The following is a 17354-nucleotide window of genomic DNA, read 5'->3' on the forward strand; positions in this document are numbered from 1 at the left end:
GAACCTAACGTTGAGCGCGCGGCCAGCGCGCGTCGAGTGCCAAATTAACGGCGAGCACATTGACGCGCGGCTCACCGAGCAGGCCGAAGGTCGAGCCCTCGGTGTTGGCGGCGATAACAGCCAGAACTTCGGCCGGCTGGGCCTTGCGAGTTGCGGCGATGCGCGCGACCTGCCGCGCTGCATTGGCCGGCGAGACATGCGGGTCGAGACCGGAGCCCGAGGTCGTGACGGCGTCGACCGGGATCGGCGCCGAGCTCTCAGCGCGCAGTGCCTCGGCATCGGCCTTGATGCGGGCGGCAAGATCCTCGTTCAGTGGGCCGAGATTGGAGCCGGACGAGCCGGCGGCGTCGTAGCCGTCCTTGCCGGCGGCGGAGGGGCGGGGACGTAAATAAGCGTCGTCCTTGAAGTTCTGCCCGATCCAGCGCGAGCCGACGATCTCGCCGGAGGCGTTGCGGATCAGCGAGCCTCCGGCCTGGGCCGGAAACAGCGCCTGCGCCAGCCCGGTGACACCCAGCGGATAGGCGAAGCCGAGCAGGGCGGTGAAGAGGACCATCGAGACGATGGCGGGGCGAAGATTGGCGATCATGATACGGCTCTCCTGTCAGGCCGTCAGACGAGCTTGAGGGCGGCGATGGCGAGATCGATCAGCTTGATGCCGATGAAGGGCGCGATGATGCCGCCGATGCCATAGAGGGTGAGGTTGCGCGAGAGCAGCTTGGCCGCGCCGATGGCCCGGTAGCGTACGCCCTTCAGGGCGAGCGGGATCAGCGCGACGATGACCAGCGCGTTGAAGATCACCGCCGAGAGGATCGCGCTCTGCGGGCTGGCCAGCCCCATGATGTTGAGCGCGCCGAGGGCCGGCAGCGAGACGACGAAGAGCGCCGGGATGATGGCGAAATACTTCGCGACGTCGTTGGCGATCGAGAAGGTGGTGAGCGCGCCGCGGGTGATCAGCAATTGCTTGCCGACCTCGACGATCTCCAGGACCTTGGTTGGGTCGCTGTCGAGATCGACCATGTTGCCGGCCTCGCGCGCCGCCTGTGCGCCGGTCTGCATGGCGACGCCGACATCGGCCTGAGCGAGGGCAGGGGCGTCGTTGGCGCCGTCGCCACACATCGCGACGAGGCGGCCCTTGGCCTGCTCGGTGCGGATGATCCGCAGCTTGTCCTCCGGCGTCGCCTCGGCGAGGAAGTCGTCGACGCCGGCTTCGGATGCGATCGCCGCCGCGGTGACGGGGTTGTCGCCGGTGATCATCACCGTGCGCACGCCCATGCGGCGGAGATCCGCGAAGCGCTCCTTCACGCCGGGCTTGACCACGTCTTTCAAGTGGATGACGCCGACCAGCGCACCGTTCTCGCTGACGGCGAGCGGCGTGCCGCCCGAGCGGGCGATGCCGTCGACCGCCTGGCGCAATTCCGCCGGCACCTGGCTCTCGGCGAGGTCGAGCGTCTTGATGACGGCATCGACCGCGCCCTTGCGCCAGGATTTGCCATCGAGATCGAGGCCCGACTGGCGGGTGGTGGCGCTGAACGGGATCGTGGTCGCTCCCGCCGGAACCTCGGCGGTGATACCCTGGCCGCGGGCAAGCTCGACGATCGAGCGGCCTTCCGGCGTCTCGTCGGCGAGGGAAGCCATCAGCGCGGCCCGCAGCGCCGCGTCCGGGCGCACGCCCGGGACCGGGATCACCTCGACCGCCATGCGGTTGCCGTAGGTGATGGTGCCGGTCTTATCGAGCAGCAGCGTATCGACGTCGCCGGCGGCTTCGACCGCCCGGCCCGAGGTCGCGAGCACGTTGACCTTGAGCAACCGGTCCATGCCGGCGATGCCGACGGCGCTGAGCAGGCCGCCGATCGTGGTCGGGATCAGCGTGACGAAAAGCGCGCCGAGCACCATCGGGTCGAGCGAGACGCCTGAGAAGGCACCGAGCCCGGTCAACGTCACCACGGCGATCAGGAAGACCAGGGTCAGGCCGGCGAGCAGTACGGCGAGCGCCAGCTCGTTCGGGGTCTTGCGCCGGTCGGCACCCTCGACCATCGCGATCATACGATCGAGGAAGGAGGAGCCCGGGCGCGAGGTCACCTTCATCTTGATCCAGTCGGAGACGACCGTGGTGCCGCCGGTGACGGCCGAACGGTCGCCGCCGCTCTCGCGGATCACCGGAGCGGATTCGCCGGTGATCGCGGCCTCGTTGACCGAGGCGACACCCTCGATGATCTCGCCATCGGCGGGGATGACGTCGCCGGCCTCGACCAGGACGATGTCGCCGGGCGCGAGTTCGTGAGCCGGCGTCGGGATCATCGCATTGCGCTCGGCATCGATGATCAGCTTGGCCTTGGTGGTGACACGGGTGGCGCGCAGCGAATCCGCCGCTGCCTTGCCGCGCCCTTCGGCGATCGCTTCCGCGAAATTGGCGAAGACCACGGTGAGCCAGAGCCAGACCGCGATCTGGATCGCGAAGGCGGCCGGCTGGCCGCCTGCAATGGCGACCACCGCCGAGACGGTGGCGAGCGCCGCGACGACCTCGGTCGCGAGGATGACCGGGTTGCCGGTCAGCGCCCGCGGGTCGAGCTTGGCGAAGGCGCTCTTCAAGGCCGTCAGCACGATGGCCTGGCTAAAGGCGCTGGATTTAGCGAGTGAGACACTCATCGAAGTAGTTCCTTTGTCGGCTCAGCGAATAGCCGCAAGCACCTGGAAGTGCTCGACGATCGGCCCGAGCGCGAGCGCGGGGAAGAATTGCAGTCCGCCCAGGATCAGGATGATGCCGATAAGCAGGCCGACGAAGAGCGGGCTATCGCTCGGCAGGGTGCCGGCGGTCGGCGCGAGCTTGGGCTTGGCTGCGATGGCGCCGGCCATGGCGATGACCGGGACCATGTAGGCGAAGCGGCCGAGCAGCATGGCGATGCCGAGCGTGGTGTTCCACCAGGGCGCGTTGGCGGTGAGGCCGGCATAGGCCGAGCCATTGTTCCCCGCCGCCGAGGAATAGGCGTAGAGGATCTCGGTGAGCCCACGCGGCCCCTTGTTGAGCAGGCCCTCGAGCGCGACCGGCAGCACGGCGGCGACCGCCGAGAAGCCGAGGATCGCGAGCGGCAGGATCAGCACCGCCAGCATGGCGAACTTGATCTCGCGGGTCTCGACCTTCTTGCCGAGATACTCCGGCGTGCGCCCGACCATCAGGCCGGCGACGAAGACCGAAAGCAGCGCCATCACGACCATGCCGTAGAGGCCGGAGCCGGCGCCGCCGGGGACGATCTCGCCGAGCTGCATCAGGAACATCGCGACGCCGCCGCCGAGCGGCATGAACGAGCCGTGCATCGCATTGACCGAGCCGTTCGCAGTACCCGTGGTCTGGGCCGCCCAGACGGAGGAGGAGGCGGCGCCGAAACGGACCTCCTTGCCTTCCATATTGGCCGGCGCATCGGTGATGCCGGCAGAGACCATGGCCGGCTGCGGCGTCAGCGTCTCCGAGGCATAGATTGCGACCGCGCCGAGGCTGAGCAGGATCACCATCGCGGCGATCAGCGCACGCGCCTCCTTGCGGGCACCGGCGATGCGCCCGAAAGCGACGACGGTGGCGAAGGAGATCGCATTCAGCGAAATGACTTCGATCAGGTTGGTCAGCGGCGTCGGGTTCTCGAGCGGATGGGCCGAGTTGACGTTGAACAGGCCGCCGCCATTGGTGCCCCATTGCTTGATCGCTTCCTGGCTGGCGACCGGGAAGAGGGCGATGATCTGGTCGGCGCCCTCCAGCGTCTTGGCGGTGACATTGGCGAGCAGGCTCTGCGGCACGCCGGCCGCGACGAGCGCGAGCGCGGTGACGATCGAGACCGGCAGCAGCACGTAGAGAGTGTTGCGGGTCACATCGACCCAGAAATTGCCGAGGCTCTCGCCGCGATCGGCGGCGAAGGCGCGCGCCACGGCGGCTGCCACCGCAAGCCCGACCGCGCCCGAGACGAAGTTCTGCACGGTCAGCCCCACCATCTGGCTGAAGCTGCTCATCGTTGTTTCGCCGCCATAGGATTGCCAGTTCGTGTTGGTGACGAAGCTGACCGCCGTGTTGAAGGCGAGGTGCGGCGACAGGCCGTCAAAGCCTTGCGGGTTGAGCGGCAGCAGGTTCTGGAAGCGAAGCTGCAGATACAGCAGCACGAAGCCGGCCGCGCTGAAGGCGAGCACGGCGGCGGCATAGCCGAGCCAGTTCTGGCCCTTGTTCTTGTCGATACCGAGCGCGGCGTAGAAGCCGGCCTCGACCGGTTTCAGCACCAGGTCGAGCGGCGTTTTCTCGCGCGCCCAGACGCGCGCCATATAGATGCCGAGCGGCCAGCCCACGGCTACCGTCAGCGCGATCGTGAAGACGATCTCAGCCCAGCCCCGCCAGTCCATGCGAGGTCTCCTTTTTGTCGTTGGTTCAGAAGCGGTCGGGGCGCAGCAGCGCGGCGACCATGTAGACCGCGAGCCCGAGGGCGGCGGCGGCATAGAGCAAGGTCAGGCCCATGGCGTCAGACCTTGCGCAGCAGCGCTGCGTACCAGCCGAAGAGCGCGAAGGCCCCGGCTCCGAGCGCGAGAAAGACGATGTCGGCCATGATGGCTCTCCAGCCTGGTTTCAGACCGGAGATGTGGTGCCGGGCCTGCTAAGCGGTCGAGCCGGAAGGGCAGGCGGGGGCATAAGGGCGGCGTAAAGATCAGGATCTCTTGAAGGGCAGATCGAGATCGAGTTCGCCATATCCCATGCCGGCGAGAAGCTGTCTCGTGCGGCGCAGGATGTCGTCCGGCGCGCCTGGCACAGGATGGTCGAGCACCAATGCGGCATGGAGTTCGGATGAGAGATTGGACCTGATGCCGTCTCTCGGAGCGCCGCGGCTGTCAAACACGATCCCGTAAGCCTGCTCGTGGTTGTAGTTGCAGCGCCAAATGTGCTGCCGGCGATCCGTCGTCCGGATATCGATCGAACTGATCGAGAGCGGCTCCTCGGATAGCGATCGACGATGAACCGAAATCTCGGCGAGGCGCTCGCTGCCGTAGAGAATGAAACGCGAGTGATATCCGATCGGATCTGCGTCCGGTGGAGCCTGGTCGATCCAGCTCTGATGCGCACGCTGAGGGTCCACGATGCTGAGCAGCAGCTTCCCGTTGCCCAGGCGCTGCGCCGCGATCAGTCGTTCATGGGCCTGGTAAGCCCGCTGCCCGGCCTCGATCGTCATCGGCTCCAGCAGGAGTGGGAGGGAACGGCGAAAGATATACTCCTTGCTGAAGCTGAGCTCGCCGGGTTGCTCGGGCAACGGCGCGAGCAGGCCCTCGGGCGTCGCAGGCCAGCGGCCCGTAGCGAATTGCGGCTCGGACACGCTCTTACGCTCATGTTCCGGCAACTCGGCTGGAAAGGGAGAGGGCTCCCAGATCGACGCGATCTTGAGCTCCTGGACCGTTCGCTCCTCCCGCTCGTGGAACTCGGCACAGACAGTCTTGATATCGCGATCGAGGAGACGCCGCTCCTTGGCCAGCCAATGCTTCCAGATTGGATCGCGTGCCTCGAGGCCGTCCATGATTGCACCGGCCGTTTGGGCTCGCCCCGCCAGCAGTAATGCGATGACGCATGGAGAAATCTTATCTCGATCTCCCTCCAACCGGCGAGCCATGCCGTCCAGTGTCGTGAGCGCTCCAAGCTCGGCGAATATGTCATGCTGGAGCGAATCCAGCAGCAACGGCGTGAAGTGCGCGGCGGTGACCTCCCAGAGCGAACGATGGATCGACTGGTCGCAACCGACTGAACCTGGGTGCCCGTAGAGCGGGTTGAGGTAACGCCATATCTGGAAGCGCGTCCGTTCTCCTGTGCGATCAAACAGTGCGCCCCGCAGAATGTGACGGACAGGCCGGATCAGAAGGTGGCGGCCGACGAGGACGAGATCGTCTCGATCAGTAAGAAGGGTTTTGAGATAGCGCTTGATGTCCGCCGGACGCGTTCCCGGTTCAGCTGGACCGCGCCTCACGCCCGCAGCCTTGAGGTGCTGCCTGGCATAGTCGACCGCCTTGCCGGCGTTCTGCCATTCGCCCGATACTTCTTCGAGCATGATGCCTTTCGTCAGCTTGGTTAGGGCGGCTGCGATGCAGAGGCCGACACTGGCTTCATCCTCATCGCTCGCCCAACGCAGGCTGACACAGCATGAGAAAGGCTTGGCAGCTTCCGGCGGATCAAGATCGTCGGCGGCATCGGGGCCACGGCGGACATCGAACTCGCAGCCGGATTGCTGGCGCCGCAGCGTCGCGGGAAGGAAGCCGCTATGATGGGCGAGAGGGCCGAGTCCGTATTGAAGCCTGACAGGAAGGCCGAGCGATCTCAGCTCGGCATTGATGTCCTTGATGGTCGGCAAGGTCGCAGCGAAAAGCACATGTGCTTCAATTGCCATGTCGGCGGCCCTCAACAGAGTCCACCGCAACCATAGCGCGAGCCTAAGGTCACGCATATCCTGGCCGAAACCGCCGCAACGGAGCCAGGCGGTTCACCTGTCAGGCGCAAGAATCTGTTGGACAGCCGGCTTTGGTGACCGGCAATCAGCTCGACGCTTCGAGCCCGGCTGTCGTGATGAAGGCGGAGAGGGCGAGACCGGCCCAGAAGAAATCGTTGAGAACACCCTGCAGGGGCACGGCCCCCATGGTCACGGTTGAAAGGCCGCCGGCCAGGAACAGCGCCGAGACCGCAACAAGGCTGCTCATATTGTCCTCCCGCATTTTGGCTCCGAACGCGGCAGGGGTGATTCCGTTCCCCTGATTCGCTGCGGTATCCAATCACTTGTTTTGATCGAATCATCGCACACTCATCACTGCCGTGATGTGACAAGCTCCGACGGGGAGAAACTCCATGACGCATCGCTTGAACGGCGGCTGCCATTGCGGCGCGATCGGTGTCGAACTGTCGTTGCCGCGCCCGCCGGAGGAGGAGATTGTCGGCGCCTGCCAATGCTCCTTCTGCCGCAAGCACAATGCGCGGACAGTCTCGGATCCGAAGGCAAAGGCCCGTCTCATCGTGCACGAGCCGGCCCAGCTTCAGCGCTATCGTTTCGGCCTGTCCGCTTCCGAAGTGGTTCTCTGCCGCCGCTGCGGCGTCTACATCGCCATGCTGATGGCCGAGGCCGAGGGAGCCTGGACCACGATCAACATCGACGCCCTGGACGAACGCACCCGTTTCACCAGGCCGCCCGAGCCACGGGATTTCAGCGGCGAAGCGCTGGAAGGGCGGCGCGAGCGCCGAAAGGCGCGCTGGACCCCGACCGAGCTGGTCGGCTGGCCGGAGGAACGGAGATAGGTCAGGCGGCCGGCCCGGCCAATTGCGCCAGCTGCTGACGAACCGCATCGGAGAACGGCCGCGACTTGCGCGTCGCCTCGTCCATCTGGACCATTACCGTGATCCCGCTGGCGATGCAGCGCTCACCCTGGAAGATCGCCTGCTCGAGCCGGACCGAGCTGCGGCCGACCGAGGCGACGCGGGTGCCGATCTCGACCTCGCCGGGCCAGAGCAGTTCCAACCGGAAATCCATCTCCAGCCTGGCGATCACGAAGGCCGCTCCAGGCTCGACCAGCCGGCGGGCGCGATCATAGATCAGCTCGACGCGCCCGGTTTCGAGAAAGGTCGAGAATACCGCGTTGTTGACGTGCCCCTGGCGGTCGGTGTCGCCATAGCGCAGCTTGTCCTGCGCCCGCAGCGGGAAATCGGTGATGGCGAGATCGTCCGGCATGGTGCGCCCATTCTGTGAACGGGCCCTTCAAACGCGATCAGCGGCCGCGAGGCAAGCTCAACCGGCGATCCGGAGGGAACTCAGGCAAGGACGTCGCGATAGTCGGGATGGCGGCCTACCCAGGCCGCAACGAAGGAGCAGCGCGGCACGACGCGCCGGCCGCTAGCACGGGCGATCCTGAAGATGCCCTCGGCCAGTTGCGAGCCGATGCCGCGTCCATTGAAAGCCGGCGGCACCTCGGTATGGATCACGACGATCCGGTCGCCATCGCTGCGGTAGATGGCAAAAGCCTGCCCGCCGGGGAAATCGAGCTCGAAGCGCGCGGTCTCGGGGCGTTCGACGACCTCGATCCGGCCCGCTTCCACATGTTGCGTCATGGCGGTTCTCCGCAGGCGCTAGCTGGAATGGCGCCACGTCGATCGCAATGTGGGAGCATCACGGCCGATTGTCTTCAGCCGCGCTCATGCGGGCGTGGAATGGCAGGGCTGCGATCGGCCACAGCCCTGCAAATACCGGTCAGCTCAGCCACTCCTGCTCGCGTCGGCGGGCGCGCTCGCCCTTGAGCTCATCCTCCGCGCCGTGGTCGACGACCTCCTCGCTGCGATTGCGGAAGTTCCAGATCGCCTTCGCCGCTTCCCAGTGCTCGTGGTCACGGCCTTCCGGCTGCCCTTCTTCCATCCAGAGCGCGTAGGCGATCTTGCGGATCTCGCGCTCGGCCTTGCCAAGATGGCTCATCTCGTCCTCCTGGTTGCGTTGCGGTCGGCGAGGAAACGATGGAGCCCAAAGTGCGTTCCACGCCTCCGGCGCAATCTGTCACGGCAATGTGGCGCCGGCATGAGCCCATCGGAGGCAGCGACCGGGTCCTTGGGAGAGGCCGCCACCCGATCACGAGGCCGGACTACTCCGCGGCAGCCGGTGGGGGCGCCGTCATTTGCTCGAAGCAGTCGAGGGTCCGTGCCGAATAAACCAGCGCTGCCCCGGCATTCATGGCGATCGCGACCCCGAGCGCCTCGGCGATCTCTTCGCGGCTGACCCCGGCCTTGATAGCCGCATCGACATGGGAGGTGATGCAGCCGTCGCACCGTGTGGTTACGGCGACGGCGAGCGAGATAAGCTCGCGCGTGCGAGCGTCGAGATGCGTAGTCTTGGCTGCGCCACCCGCCAGCGCGGCATAGCCGCGGAGCGCTTCCGGAGCAGCCTTGCCGAAATCGCCGACCCGGCTCTTCAGCTCGGCACGATAGTTGGTCCAATCCAGCATTGGGATGCCCTCCGTCGCAACGTATGAGCGGCCTGAGATCGGCCGCCGGCAATTGTTAGGCAGCAGGCCTGGATCACACCAGAGCGGAGCCCGGGGATAGGCGCCAATGTGGCGTCCCTGTTCGCGCCGAAACGTGGTCTGCGATGCTATCGGGAATGAGCGCGCGTCGGGACAACCAGCGTCCACCTCTGGGTCAGAACGGTCTCGTTATCCTGGTTTGTGGTCGTGACCTGCAAATCCATGAAGCCGCGATCGCCACGGCTGCGCGAGAGCCGGGTCTCCAGCACGTCCGCGGTCGCCCGGAGCCTGTCGCCCGGGCGCATCGGGCGATGAAAACGCACATTCGCGAACTCCGCCCCGACGATCGGGTCGCCTCCCAGCAAGCGGGCATCGACGAGAAGCCGCATGGTGATCGCGAGCGTTTGCCAGCCGCTGCCGACCAGTTCGCCGAAGATGGTGCTGCGAGCAGCCTCCTCGTCCATGTGCATCGGCTGCGGGTCGTAGAGTCCGGCGAACGCCCTGATCGACTCCGCCGTCACCTCGAAGCTGCCCGAGCTGAAATGGTCGCCGGCCGTGAAATCCTCGAGGTATCGCGGCGCGTTCCGCACCTGCTCGTCGTCCCGGGTCTGCACGCATCCTCCCCTTGAATCGACGGGGTCGTCAGGCCAAAGTGCCTTCAATTATTGAAGGGAGTCAATATGAGCTGGTCCGAGGTCAGCAGCACCGCCTGTCCGATCGCGCGGGCCCTCGCGGTCGTCGGTGACCGCTGGACGATGCTCATCCTGCGGGAGCTCTTCCTGGCGACGCGGCGCTTCGAGGAGTTCCAGGCGCAGACCGGCATGTCCTCCCACCTGTTGTCCGGCCGGCTGAAACGTCTGGAAGCCGACGATGTGATCTGCCGCCGCCGATACAGCGACCGGCCGGTGAGGCACGAATACCGCCTGACGCAGAAGGGGCTCGACCTCTACCCGATCCTGCTGGGACTCAAATCATGGGGCGAGACATGGGGCGGCTTTGCTCCGAACGAACCGCCGGCCCTTCAGGTCGCCCATCGTGGCTGCGGGCATGTGACAGGTCTCGAGTTGACTTGCCCGAGCTGCAGGGAGCCGTTCGGTGCGCGCGATGCGCGCGTGGTGATCGGAGAGGAGTTTGCGGCGGAGCGCGCGGCGCGGCGCTCCAGATTCCACGCGCGGGGCAGGGGCGCGCGGCCACCACGGGCGTGAAGGCCGCCCGCAGCGCGCGGAGACGATGCGCTGCGTGTCTCGATCGAGCCGGCTGGCCAGTCCGGCGACACCTGGCATCGGCCATGACAGGCCTCGGGGCCTCGCCCAAGCTGTCATCGATGCCATCAGGTACTGAAGATGAGAAAACGCTGGCGGAAGGGGTGGGATTCGAACCCACGGTGGGCTTGCACCCACGGCGGTTTTCAAGACCGCTGCCTTAAACCACTCGGCCACCCTTCCGGTGTCCCGTCATTGCCGTTCCCCACTGATTTTTGCAAGCCGCAAGCGCAAGGATGACGCCGCGTATCGCACGCAATCGCAGAAATCGAAACATATTCAATAGCTTGTCTTGATCGTTAATTCGCGACGCTCGTCCGTTTCGGTCAGCCGTCTTGGGCGTGGCGCCAGGGTCACGCTCCCCCGAAAAATGGCGACGATGGGGTGGCGGATTGACAGTTGCCGCATTTCCGACACCTTTATGCCCGCCCAAAGGCCGGGCTGGGCTTTTGTTAACGGTGACGCGTACGCGCTCCCGCCGCTTAACGATCCCTTAATTGGATTGGTCGAAAACTGCGACCTTGCCACGCTCGTGGCTGGGCGGTCGTGGCATTTTCGGCGCGACGAACGGGAATGCGGCATGACGCGAGGCGCAGGCACTTCAGCATCGGCGGTCACTCCCTCTATGGCTGAATCCGGCGACGCCTCCCGCGCTTCCTCTTCCTTCGCGACCGCAACCCGCCTTGGCTGCGTCGTGCTGGCTGGCCTTTTCCTGGCGAATTGCGCCAATGATCAGGTCGCCCGCCGCGGCAAGTCGAAGGAGATCGGCGCTTTCCCGTCCTCGAAATACGGCCCCGCCAGTGCGCGCGTCGTGGAGGAGGGGCAGCCGGTACCGAAGGGCGGCGGCCGCGAGCTGATCGGCCGCAGCTACACCGTCGCCGGCAAGCGCTACACCCCTTACGAGAAGCCGGTCGGCTATACCGCGGTCGGCACCGCCTCCTGGTATGGCGAGGCTTTCCACGGCCGCCGCACCGCCAATGGCGAAGTCTATGACCGCATGAGCATCAGCGCCGCGCATCCGACCATGCCGCTGCCGGCCTATGCGCGTGTCACCAACGTCACTAACAGCCGCTCGATCATCGTGCGCGTCAACGATCGTGGCCCGTTCCATGGCGGCCGCGTCATGGACGTCTCGCAGAAGACCGCCGATGCGCTCGCCTTCCGCCATCTTGGCACGGCCCGCGTCAAGATCGAGTATCTCGGCCAGGCCTCGCTCGCCGGTTCCGACGACCAGATGCTGCTCGCCTCGCTGCGCACCGATGGTGCGCCGGCCTCGATCCCGGGCCAGAGCAGCCGCACGATGATCGCGAGCGCCGCGTCGCAGGTTGATCTCGGACGCTCCGCCGGCCCGGATCTCGACGATGAGGCCGCAAGGCCGGCTCCGGCGCCCGTCCGGGCAGAGCCCGCTCCGGTCGCAGCCCAGCCCGTGGTGCAGGCCTATGCGCCCGAGCAGCCGCGCACTATCGCCGTACAGAGCCCTATCGTCGCCAGCGCCGCGACCTCGTCGCCGGAAGGCGTGCCGGTCCGCGGCGTCCGCCTGCCGCCGTCCCGTCCGTTCGATCTCGACACCATCGCCAATGCAGGCAAGCCGGTCCCGGTGCTACGTCCCGCGACCGTGACTGCACCGATGCCGGTGCCGCGCGCCAGCTTCACCAGCATGAAGGCGCAGACGCTTCAGCCGCTGGCGCGGAATTGATTCTGCTCCGGGCTTGACCGCCCGGTCCGGCGCATCATCTGATCTCGATATGACGTCTGGTCGATCAGGGATGGCGCGCGCCTACCTTCCGATTTGGAGCAGGGTTCTCGCCATCTGCGCGACGCTGCTGGTATTGGTCCCCGGGCTTGCCCGAGCGCAGGCCTTCCAGTCGGCCGCGCCCTACGCCCTCCTGCTCGATTCCAGCAGCGGCGCGGTGCTCTATGAAAAGGCCGCAGACGAGTTAATGGTGCCGGCGAGCCTGGCCAAGCTCGCGACCGCTCTTGTCGCCTTCCAGGAGATCGCGGCGGGCAAGATGACGCTGGAGACCGAGATCTCGATCTCGGAGAATGCCTGGCGCAAGGGCGGCGGCGTTTCCGGCGGCTCGACCATGTTCGCCATCGTCAACAGCCGGGTCAAGCTCGGCGACATCCTGCAGGGCCTGATCGTGCACTCCGGCAACGACGCGGCGATCGCCCTGGCCGAGGCGGTGGCCGGTGACGAGGCCAGCTTCGCCAGGGTGATGACCGAGCGTGTCCACGCGCTCGGCCTGACAAAATCGCAGTTCCGCAACGCGACCGGGATGGCCGACCCGCAGCAGAAGGTGACCGCGCGCGAGCTCGCCCTGCTCGCCGACCACATCATCAAGACCTATCCGGAGCTCTACAAGACCTTTGGCCAGCGCGACTTCACCTGGAACAAGATCAAGCAGAGCAACCGCAACCCGCTGCTGACGATGGATATCGGCGCCGACGGCCTCAAGACCGGCAATATCGACGAGACCGGCTACGGTCTCGTCGGCTCGGCCGTGCAGAAGGGCCAGCGGCTGATCGTCGTGGTCAACGGCCTGAAGAATGCCCGCGACCGCGCCAGCGAGGCCCGCAAGCTGCTTGAATGGGGCTTCCGCTCCTTCGAGCAGCGCCAGGTCTTCGCCGAGGGCGAGAGCGTCGGCGAGGCCAGCGTCTTCGGTGGCGAGAAGGGCCGCGTCGCGCTGCGGGCGAAGGGAGTGGTCAGCCTCCTGGTGCCACGCGGCAGCAGCGAGCGGCTCGCCGCCCGCATCGTCTATCGCGGCCCCCTGCAGGCACCGGTGGCCGAGGGGACCGAGGTCGGCCGGCTGCTGGTCACGCGCGGCGAGATCAAGACCCTCGACATCCCGCTATATGCAGCGGAGAGCGTTGCGGTCGGCACCTTGCAGCAGCGGGCGCTCGACGCGCTGATGGAAGCCGCGACCGGCTGGGTCCGCAAGGCCCTGAAGCGGAGCTGAGCGTGGCCAGGACGAAGGCGACTGCGCGCCCGGCCGGGCAGTTCATCACGCTGGAAGGCGGGGAGGGGGCCGGCAAGTCGACCCTGGCAAAGGCGCTCGCCGCGCGGCTGGAAGAGCACGGCCTCGCGGTCGAGCTGACGCGCGAGCCCGGGGGCTCGCCCAAGGCCGAGCGCATCCGCGAAGCCCTACTCTCTGGCAGGATCAAGCCGTATGGCGCCTTCGCCGAGGCGCTGATGTTCCAGGCTGCCCGCATCGACCATGTCGACAGCCGCATCCGGCCGGCGCTCAAGCGCGGCGCCTGGGTGATTTGCGACCGCTTCATCGATTCGACCCGCGTCTACCAGGGCACGCTCGGCGAGATCGCTGCCGACAAGCTCTCGGCGCTCGAAGCCGTCGCCATCGCGGGCTTGATGCCGGAGCTGACCTTCATCCTCGATCTTGCACCGGAGACCGGGTTGGCGCGCGCCGCCCGCCGCCGGCAGCCGGGCGAGGTGACAGACCGTTTCGAAAGCGAAACGATCAGCTTCCATCGCCGCCTGCGCCAGGGTTTTCTCGACATCGCCGCCGCCGAGCCTGAGCGCTGCGTCGTACTCGACGCCAGCCTCGCGCCGGAGGAGCTGGCGGAGAATGCCTGGGACGCGCTTTCCAGCCGGCTGCCCTTGCCGCAGATTGCGCTGGCATGATCGAATCGAGCAACGAACCCGACCGCCTGCCGAACGCCCCGCATCCGCGCGAGACGCTGGCACTCATCGGCCACCAGCGCCAGGAAGAAGCCCTCCTGACGGCGCTGCGCTCCGGCCGCATGCACCACGGCTGGCTGCTCGGCGGCCCCGAGGGGGTCGGCAAGGCGAGCTTCGCCTATCGCGCCGCCCGTTTCATGCTGGCCGATGGCGATCCGCTGCGTCGCGCGGAAGGCTCACGTGATCTCGCTGTGCCGGAAACGGACGGTGCCACCCGCAAGATCGCGGCGCAGTCACATCCCGACCTGCATCTGCTGCGGCGTATCGCCAAGCCGGACGGCAAGAGCTTCACCAGCAACATCCCGGTCGACCTGGTGCGCCGGATCATCGACCGCTTCGGCTCCAGTGCGGGCGAGGGCGGCTGGCGCGTCGCGATCGTCGATTCCGCCGAGGATCTCGACCGGCCGGGCGCTAACGCTCTGCTGAAGCTGCTGGAGGAGCCGCCGCCGCGCTGTCTCTTCCTGATCGTCGCGCATGCGCCCGGTCGTGTCCTGCCGACGATCCGCTCGCGCTGCCGGCTGCTGTCCTTCGAGTCGCTCGGCGAGGATGACGTCGCGCAGGCCGGCGCGATCGCGCTGGAGCGCATGCGCCTGCCTTACGATGCCTCTGCGCTCGGGCGCGCCGCAGCCTTGTCCGAGGGCTCGGTCAAGCGCGCCCTGACCTATGTCGATCCGGAGACGCTGGCGCTGGTCGAGGCGGTGAGGGCGCGGCTCGACGCCTTGCCTTCGGTCGATCTGACCGCGCTGCTGGCGCTCGGCGAGGATGTCGCGGGCAGGGCGGGTGAGGCCGACTTCCATGTGATGATCGAAACCGTGCAGGGCTGGCTCGGCGCCCACCTTCATGCGCATGCCGCCGCCGGGCCCGCCCGGCTTGCGCCCCTCGCGGAGGTGTGGGAGAGACTTGCACGCGCCGCGAACGAGGTCGAAACCTATAATCTCGATCGCCGCCCCCTCGTCATGTCGCTGTTTCACGATCTGTCGGAGGCGGTTTCCCGCTCGCGCGCGGCCTGAAACCAGTTGATACCGGACAGACCATGGCCTCGGCCCCGAAGTTCTATCTGACGACCGCGATCCACTACACCAACGGCCCGCCGCATATCGGCCACGCCTATGAGATGGTGTCTGCGGACGCGATCGCCCGCTTCAAGCGCCTCGACGGCTATGACGTCTTCGCCATGACCGGCACCGACGAACATGGCCAGAAGGTGCAACGCACCGCTGCGCAGAACGGGCTCTCGCCGAAGGACTTCGTCGACGGCATCGCCGCGCGCTTCGAGGAGATGGAGCAGCGGCTCGGCTGTTCCTTTGACCGCTTCATCCGCACCACCGACGCCGATCACCTGCCCTCGACGCAGGAGCTCTGGCGCCGGATGGAGGCCAATGGCGACATCTATCTCGCCAAATATTCCGGCTGGTACTCGGTCCGGGACGAGGCCTTCTATGGCGAGGAGGAGACCACCCTCCAGCCTGACGGCACGCGCCTGGGCGGGCAGGGCACGCCGGTCGAGTGGGTCGAGGAGGAAAGCTATTTCTTCCGCCTCAAGGCCTATCAGGACAGACTGCTCGCGCTCTATCGCGATGTGCCGGACTTCGTCTCGCCGGAGACGCGCCGCAACGAGATCGTCTCCTTCGTCCAGGGCGGGCTCGAGGACCTCTCGATCAGCCGCACCACCTTCGACTGGGGGCTGCCGGTCCCGGGCGATCCAAAGCACGTGATGTATGTCTGGGTCGACGCACTCAACAACTACGTCACCGGCTGCGGCTTCCCGGATGAGAGCGATCCGCGCTGGCATTACTGGCCGGCCGATGTCCACATCATCGGCAAGGACATCGTGCGCTTCCACACGGTCTACTGGCCGGCCTTCCTGATGTCGGCTGGGCTGCCGCTGCCGAAGCGCGTCTTCGGCCACGGCTTCCTGCTGAACAAGGGCGCCAAGATGTCGAAATCGGTCGGCAATGTCGTCGACCCGTTCGCGCTCGCCGACATCTATGGCGTCGACCAGCTGCGCTATTTCTTCCTGCGCGAGGTCTCCTTCGGCCAGGACGGCAATTACAGCCACGAGGCGATCGTCGGGCGCATCAATGCCGACCTCGCTAATGATCTCGGCAACCTCGCGCAGCGCTCGCTGTCGATGATCGCCAAGAACTGCGAGGGCAGGGTGCCGCCTGCTGGCACGCTGACGGAAGGCGATCGCGCCATGCTGGCGCAGGCCGACGGGCTGCTGGCGAAGACGCGCGCGGCCATGCAGGATTTTGCCCTGCACGTCGTGCTGGCCGATATCTGGGCCGTGGTCGCCGAGGCCAACCGCTATTTCGCCAACAACGAGCCGTGGAAGCTCTCCAAGAGCGACCCGGCCCGGCGCGATACCGTGCTCTACGTCACGATCGAGACGATCCGCCAGGTCGCGATCCTGACCCAGCCGGTGATGCCGCAGGCCATGGCGAAGCTGCTCGATCTGCTCGCGGTTCCGGCGGAAGCCCGCAACTTCGCCGCGCTTGGCGAGGCCGGCCGTCTCACCTCGGGCACCGCCCTGCCGGCGCCGAGCGCGGTCTTCCCGCGCTATGTCGAGCCGGAAGGCAGCGAGACCGCCTGATGTTGATCGATACGCATTGCCATCTCGATTTCCCGGACTTCGCCGAGGATATCGGGTCATACGTCGGCCGCGCCGAAGCGGCCGGCGTCGGCCGGATGGTAACGATCTCGACCCGCGTCGGCCGCTTTGCCACCTATGCGGCGCTGGCCGAGCGTTTCCCATCGGTCTGGTGCACGGTCGGCACGCATCCGCACGGTGCCCATGAGGAACTCGACGTGACGGCGGAGCAGCTGGCCGAATTGTCGCGTCATCCGCGCTGCGTCGCCATCGGCGAGGCCGGGCTCGACTACCACTACGACAAGAGCCCGCGCGAGGCGCAGGAACAGGGCCTGCGCACCCATATCGCCGCGGCTCGCGAGACCCAGCTGCCGCTGGTGATCCATTCGCGCGAAGCCGACGGGGACATGGCGGCGATCTTGCGCGAGGAGATGGGGAAGGGCGCCTTCCCCGCCATCCTGCACTGTTTCACGGCGGGCGAGATGCTGGCCCGCACCGGCGTCGAGCTCGGGCTCTATGTCTCCTTCTCCGGCATCCTGACCTTCAAGACTTCGCAGGCGTTGCGCGATATCGCCCGCGACATCCCGCTGGAGCATCTGCTGGTCGAGACCGACGCGCCCTACCTTGCTCCCACGCCCTATCGCGGCAAGCGCAACGAACCTTCCTATGTCGTTGAGACTGCAAAGGTTCTGGCCGAGGTCAAGGGCGTTTCCTTCGACGAAATCTCCCGGATCACAACGGACAATGCCCGGCGCTGCTACTGGAAGATGGACCACGCTGCCCCTGTGGCGCAGGTCGCCTGAGGCAA

At 66.6% G+C, this 17354-nt stretch carries 19 protein-coding genes and 1 tRNA gene; 8 read left to right on the top strand and 12 right to left on the bottom strand.

Annotated elements, in window-relative coordinates; translation table 11 throughout:
- Positions 1–4 precede the first annotated feature (4 nt).
- From kdpC to ACWIGM_RS19235, 6 genes are all read right to left on the bottom strand, one after another.
- A complete protein-coding gene (gene kdpC / locus ACWIGM_RS19210) occupies positions 5–586 on the bottom strand; it encodes a potassium-transporting ATPase subunit KdpC (protein ID WP_454027550.1) in 582 nt (193 codons plus the stop codon).
- 23 nt (positions 587–609) lie between these two features.
- A complete protein-coding gene (kdpB, locus tag ACWIGM_RS19215) occupies positions 610–2646 on the bottom strand; it encodes a potassium-transporting ATPase subunit KdpB (RefSeq protein WP_454027551.1) in 2037 nt (678 codons plus the stop codon).
- Positions 2647–2667: 21 nt separating this feature from the next.
- Positions 2668–4377, bottom strand: a complete 1710-nt coding sequence (gene kdpA, locus ACWIGM_RS19220; protein ID WP_454027552.1) for a potassium-transporting ATPase subunit KdpA — start codon at positions 4375–4377, stop codon at positions 2668–2670.
- Positions 4378–4402: 25 nt separating this feature from the next.
- On the bottom strand, positions 4403–4489 hold the full coding sequence (gene kdpF, locus ACWIGM_RS19225) for a K(+)-transporting ATPase subunit F (protein WP_091828939.1): 87 nt from the start codon (positions 4487–4489) through the stop codon (positions 4403–4405).
- A gap of 187 nt (positions 4490–4676) precedes the next feature.
- Entirely contained in the window at positions 4677–6395 is a 1719-nt protein-coding gene (locus ACWIGM_RS19230; RefSeq protein WP_454027553.1) for a hypothetical protein, read from the bottom strand.
- A gap of 145 nt (positions 6396–6540) precedes the next feature.
- Positions 6541–6702: a hypothetical protein gene (locus ACWIGM_RS19235; RefSeq protein ID WP_436094926.1), complete on the bottom strand. Its 162-nt coding sequence runs from the start codon at positions 6700–6702 to the stop codon at positions 6541–6543.
- Positions 6703–6847: 145 nt separating this feature from the next.
- Between ACWIGM_RS19235 and ACWIGM_RS19240 the strand changes: the two genes are divergently transcribed.
- Positions 6848–7291 carry a GFA family protein gene (locus tag ACWIGM_RS19240; protein ID WP_454027554.1) on the top strand — a complete coding sequence of 148 codons (444 nt, stop codon included), beginning with the start codon at positions 6848–6850 and terminating at the stop codon, positions 7289–7291.
- 1 nt (position 7292) lies between these two features.
- On the opposite strand, the gene ACWIGM_RS19245 is transcribed toward ACWIGM_RS19240, so the two are convergent.
- The 5 genes from ACWIGM_RS19245 to ACWIGM_RS19265 all read right to left on the bottom strand — a co-directional run bounded on the left by ACWIGM_RS19245 (position 7293) and on the right by ACWIGM_RS19265 (position 9611).
- Complete coding sequence (locus ACWIGM_RS19245) at positions 7293–7721, bottom strand: acyl-CoA thioesterase (RefSeq protein WP_454027555.1); 429 nt, start codon at positions 7719–7721, stop codon at positions 7293–7295.
- Positions 7722–7801: 80 nt separating this feature from the next.
- Entirely contained in the window at positions 7802–8098 is a 297-nt protein-coding gene (locus ACWIGM_RS19250) for a GNAT family N-acetyltransferase (protein WP_454027556.1), read from the bottom strand.
- Positions 8099–8237: 139 nt separating this feature from the next.
- Positions 8238–8456 carry a DUF2934 domain-containing protein gene (locus ACWIGM_RS19255; RefSeq protein WP_454027557.1) on the bottom strand — a complete coding sequence of 73 codons (219 nt, stop codon included), beginning with the start codon at positions 8454–8456 and terminating at the stop codon, positions 8238–8240.
- Positions 8457–8619: 163 nt separating this feature from the next.
- Complete coding sequence (locus ACWIGM_RS19260) at positions 8620–8979, bottom strand: carboxymuconolactone decarboxylase family protein (protein WP_454027558.1); 360 nt, start codon at positions 8977–8979, stop codon at positions 8620–8622.
- Positions 8980–9125: 146 nt separating this feature from the next.
- Positions 9126–9611: a MaoC family dehydratase gene (locus ACWIGM_RS19265; protein WP_454027559.1), complete on the bottom strand. Its 486-nt coding sequence runs from the start codon at positions 9609–9611 to the stop codon at positions 9126–9128.
- 66 nt (positions 9612–9677) lie between these two features.
- Here ACWIGM_RS19265 and ACWIGM_RS19270 point away from each other — a divergent pair, with 66 nt between their 5' ends.
- Entirely contained in the window at positions 9678–10202 is a 525-nt protein-coding gene (locus tag ACWIGM_RS19270; RefSeq protein WP_454027560.1) for a winged helix-turn-helix transcriptional regulator, read from the top strand.
- 150 nt (positions 10203–10352) lie between these two features.
- Here the strand turns inward: ACWIGM_RS19270 and ACWIGM_RS19275 are convergent.
- Positions 10353–10442: transfer RNA gene (locus ACWIGM_RS19275), tRNA-Ser, on the bottom strand.
- 442 nt (positions 10443–10884) lie between these two features.
- Between ACWIGM_RS19275 and ACWIGM_RS19280 the strand changes: the two genes are divergently transcribed.
- From ACWIGM_RS19280 to ACWIGM_RS19305, 6 genes are all read left to right on the top strand, one after another.
- Positions 10885–11955 (top strand): septal ring lytic transglycosylase RlpA family protein, encoded by a 1071-nt coding sequence (locus ACWIGM_RS19280; protein WP_454027561.1) that lies wholly within the window; start codon positions 10885–10887, stop codon positions 11953–11955.
- A 70-nt stretch (positions 11956–12025) separates the two neighbouring features.
- Positions 12026–13216, top strand: coding sequence for a D-alanyl-D-alanine carboxypeptidase family protein (locus ACWIGM_RS19285; RefSeq protein ID WP_454027562.1), 1191 nt, complete (start codon positions 12026–12028; stop codon positions 13214–13216).
- Positions 13217–13218: 2 nt separating this feature from the next.
- Positions 13219–13899, top strand: coding sequence for a dTMP kinase (tmk, locus tag ACWIGM_RS19290; protein ID WP_454027563.1), 681 nt, complete (start codon positions 13219–13221; stop codon positions 13897–13899).
- A complete protein-coding gene (locus tag ACWIGM_RS19295; protein ID WP_454027564.1) occupies positions 13896–14966 on the top strand; it encodes a DNA polymerase III subunit delta' in 1071 nt (356 codons plus the stop codon). The genes tmk and ACWIGM_RS19295 overlap by 4 nt, the downstream gene beginning before the upstream one ends.
- A gap of 23 nt (positions 14967–14989) precedes the next feature.
- Positions 14990–16549, top strand: coding sequence for a methionine--tRNA ligase (gene metG, locus ACWIGM_RS19300; protein WP_454027565.1), 1560 nt, complete (start codon positions 14990–14992; stop codon positions 16547–16549).
- Entirely contained in the window at positions 16549–17349 is an 801-nt protein-coding gene (locus ACWIGM_RS19305) for a TatD family hydrolase (protein ID WP_454027566.1), read from the top strand. Before metG ends, ACWIGM_RS19305 begins: the two co-directional genes overlap by 1 nt.
- Positions 17350–17354 lie beyond the last annotated feature (5 nt).

This window comes from Allobosea sp. NPDC055332, from assembly GCF_053645455.1.

What these genes read in the sequence shown, in the direction of transcription:
- kdpC (WP_454027550.1), bottom strand. Translation starts at nt 586, where the DNA reads ATGATCGCCAATCTTCGCCCCGCCATCGTCTCGATGGTCCTCTTCACC.
- kdpB (WP_454027551.1), bottom strand. Translation starts at nt 2,646, where the DNA reads ATGAGTGTCTCACTCGCTAAATCCAGCGCCTTTAGCCAGGCCATCGTG.
- kdpA (WP_454027552.1), bottom strand. Translation starts at nt 4,377, where the DNA reads ATGGACTGGCGGGGCTGGGCTGAGATCGTCTTCACGATCGCGCTGACG.
- kdpF (WP_091828939.1), bottom strand. Translation starts at nt 4,489, where the DNA reads ATGGGCCTGACCTTGCTCTATGCCGCCGCCGCCCTCGGGCTCGCGGTC.
- ACWIGM_RS19230 (WP_454027553.1), bottom strand. Translation starts at nt 6,395, where the DNA reads ATGGCAATTGAAGCACATGTGCTTTTCGCTGCGACCTTGCCGACCATC.
- ACWIGM_RS19235 (WP_436094926.1), bottom strand. Translation starts at nt 6,702, where the DNA reads ATGAGCAGCCTTGTTGCGGTCTCGGCGCTGTTCCTGGCCGGCGGCCTT.
- ACWIGM_RS19240 (WP_454027554.1), top strand. Translation starts at nt 6,848, where the DNA reads ATGACGCATCGCTTGAACGGCGGCTGCCATTGCGGCGCGATCGGTGTC.
- ACWIGM_RS19245 (WP_454027555.1), bottom strand. Translation starts at nt 7,721, where the DNA reads ATGCCGGACGATCTCGCCATCACCGATTTCCCGCTGCGGGCGCAGGAC.
- ACWIGM_RS19250 (WP_454027556.1), bottom strand. Translation starts at nt 8,098, where the DNA reads ATGACGCAACATGTGGAAGCGGGCCGGATCGAGGTCGTCGAACGCCCC.
- ACWIGM_RS19255 (WP_454027557.1), bottom strand. Translation starts at nt 8,456, where the DNA reads ATGAGCCATCTTGGCAAGGCCGAGCGCGAGATCCGCAAGATCGCCTAC.
- ACWIGM_RS19260 (WP_454027558.1), bottom strand. Translation starts at nt 8,979, where the DNA reads ATGCTGGATTGGACCAACTATCGTGCCGAGCTGAAGAGCCGGGTCGGC.
- ACWIGM_RS19270 (WP_454027560.1), top strand. Translation starts at nt 9,678, where the DNA reads ATGAGCTGGTCCGAGGTCAGCAGCACCGCCTGTCCGATCGCGCGGGCC.
- ACWIGM_RS19280 (WP_454027561.1), top strand. Translation starts at nt 10,885, where the DNA reads ATGGCTGAATCCGGCGACGCCTCCCGCGCTTCCTCTTCCTTCGCGACC.
- ACWIGM_RS19285 (WP_454027562.1), top strand. Translation starts at nt 12,026, where the DNA reads ATGGCGCGCGCCTACCTTCCGATTTGGAGCAGGGTTCTCGCCATCTGC.
- ACWIGM_RS19295 (WP_454027564.1), top strand. Translation starts at nt 13,896, where the DNA reads ATGATCGAATCGAGCAACGAACCCGACCGCCTGCCGAACGCCCCGCAT.
- metG (WP_454027565.1), top strand. Translation starts at nt 14,990, where the DNA reads ATGGCCTCGGCCCCGAAGTTCTATCTGACGACCGCGATCCACTACACC.
- ACWIGM_RS19305 (WP_454027566.1), top strand. Translation starts at nt 16,549, where the DNA reads ATGTTGATCGATACGCATTGCCATCTCGATTTCCCGGACTTCGCCGAG.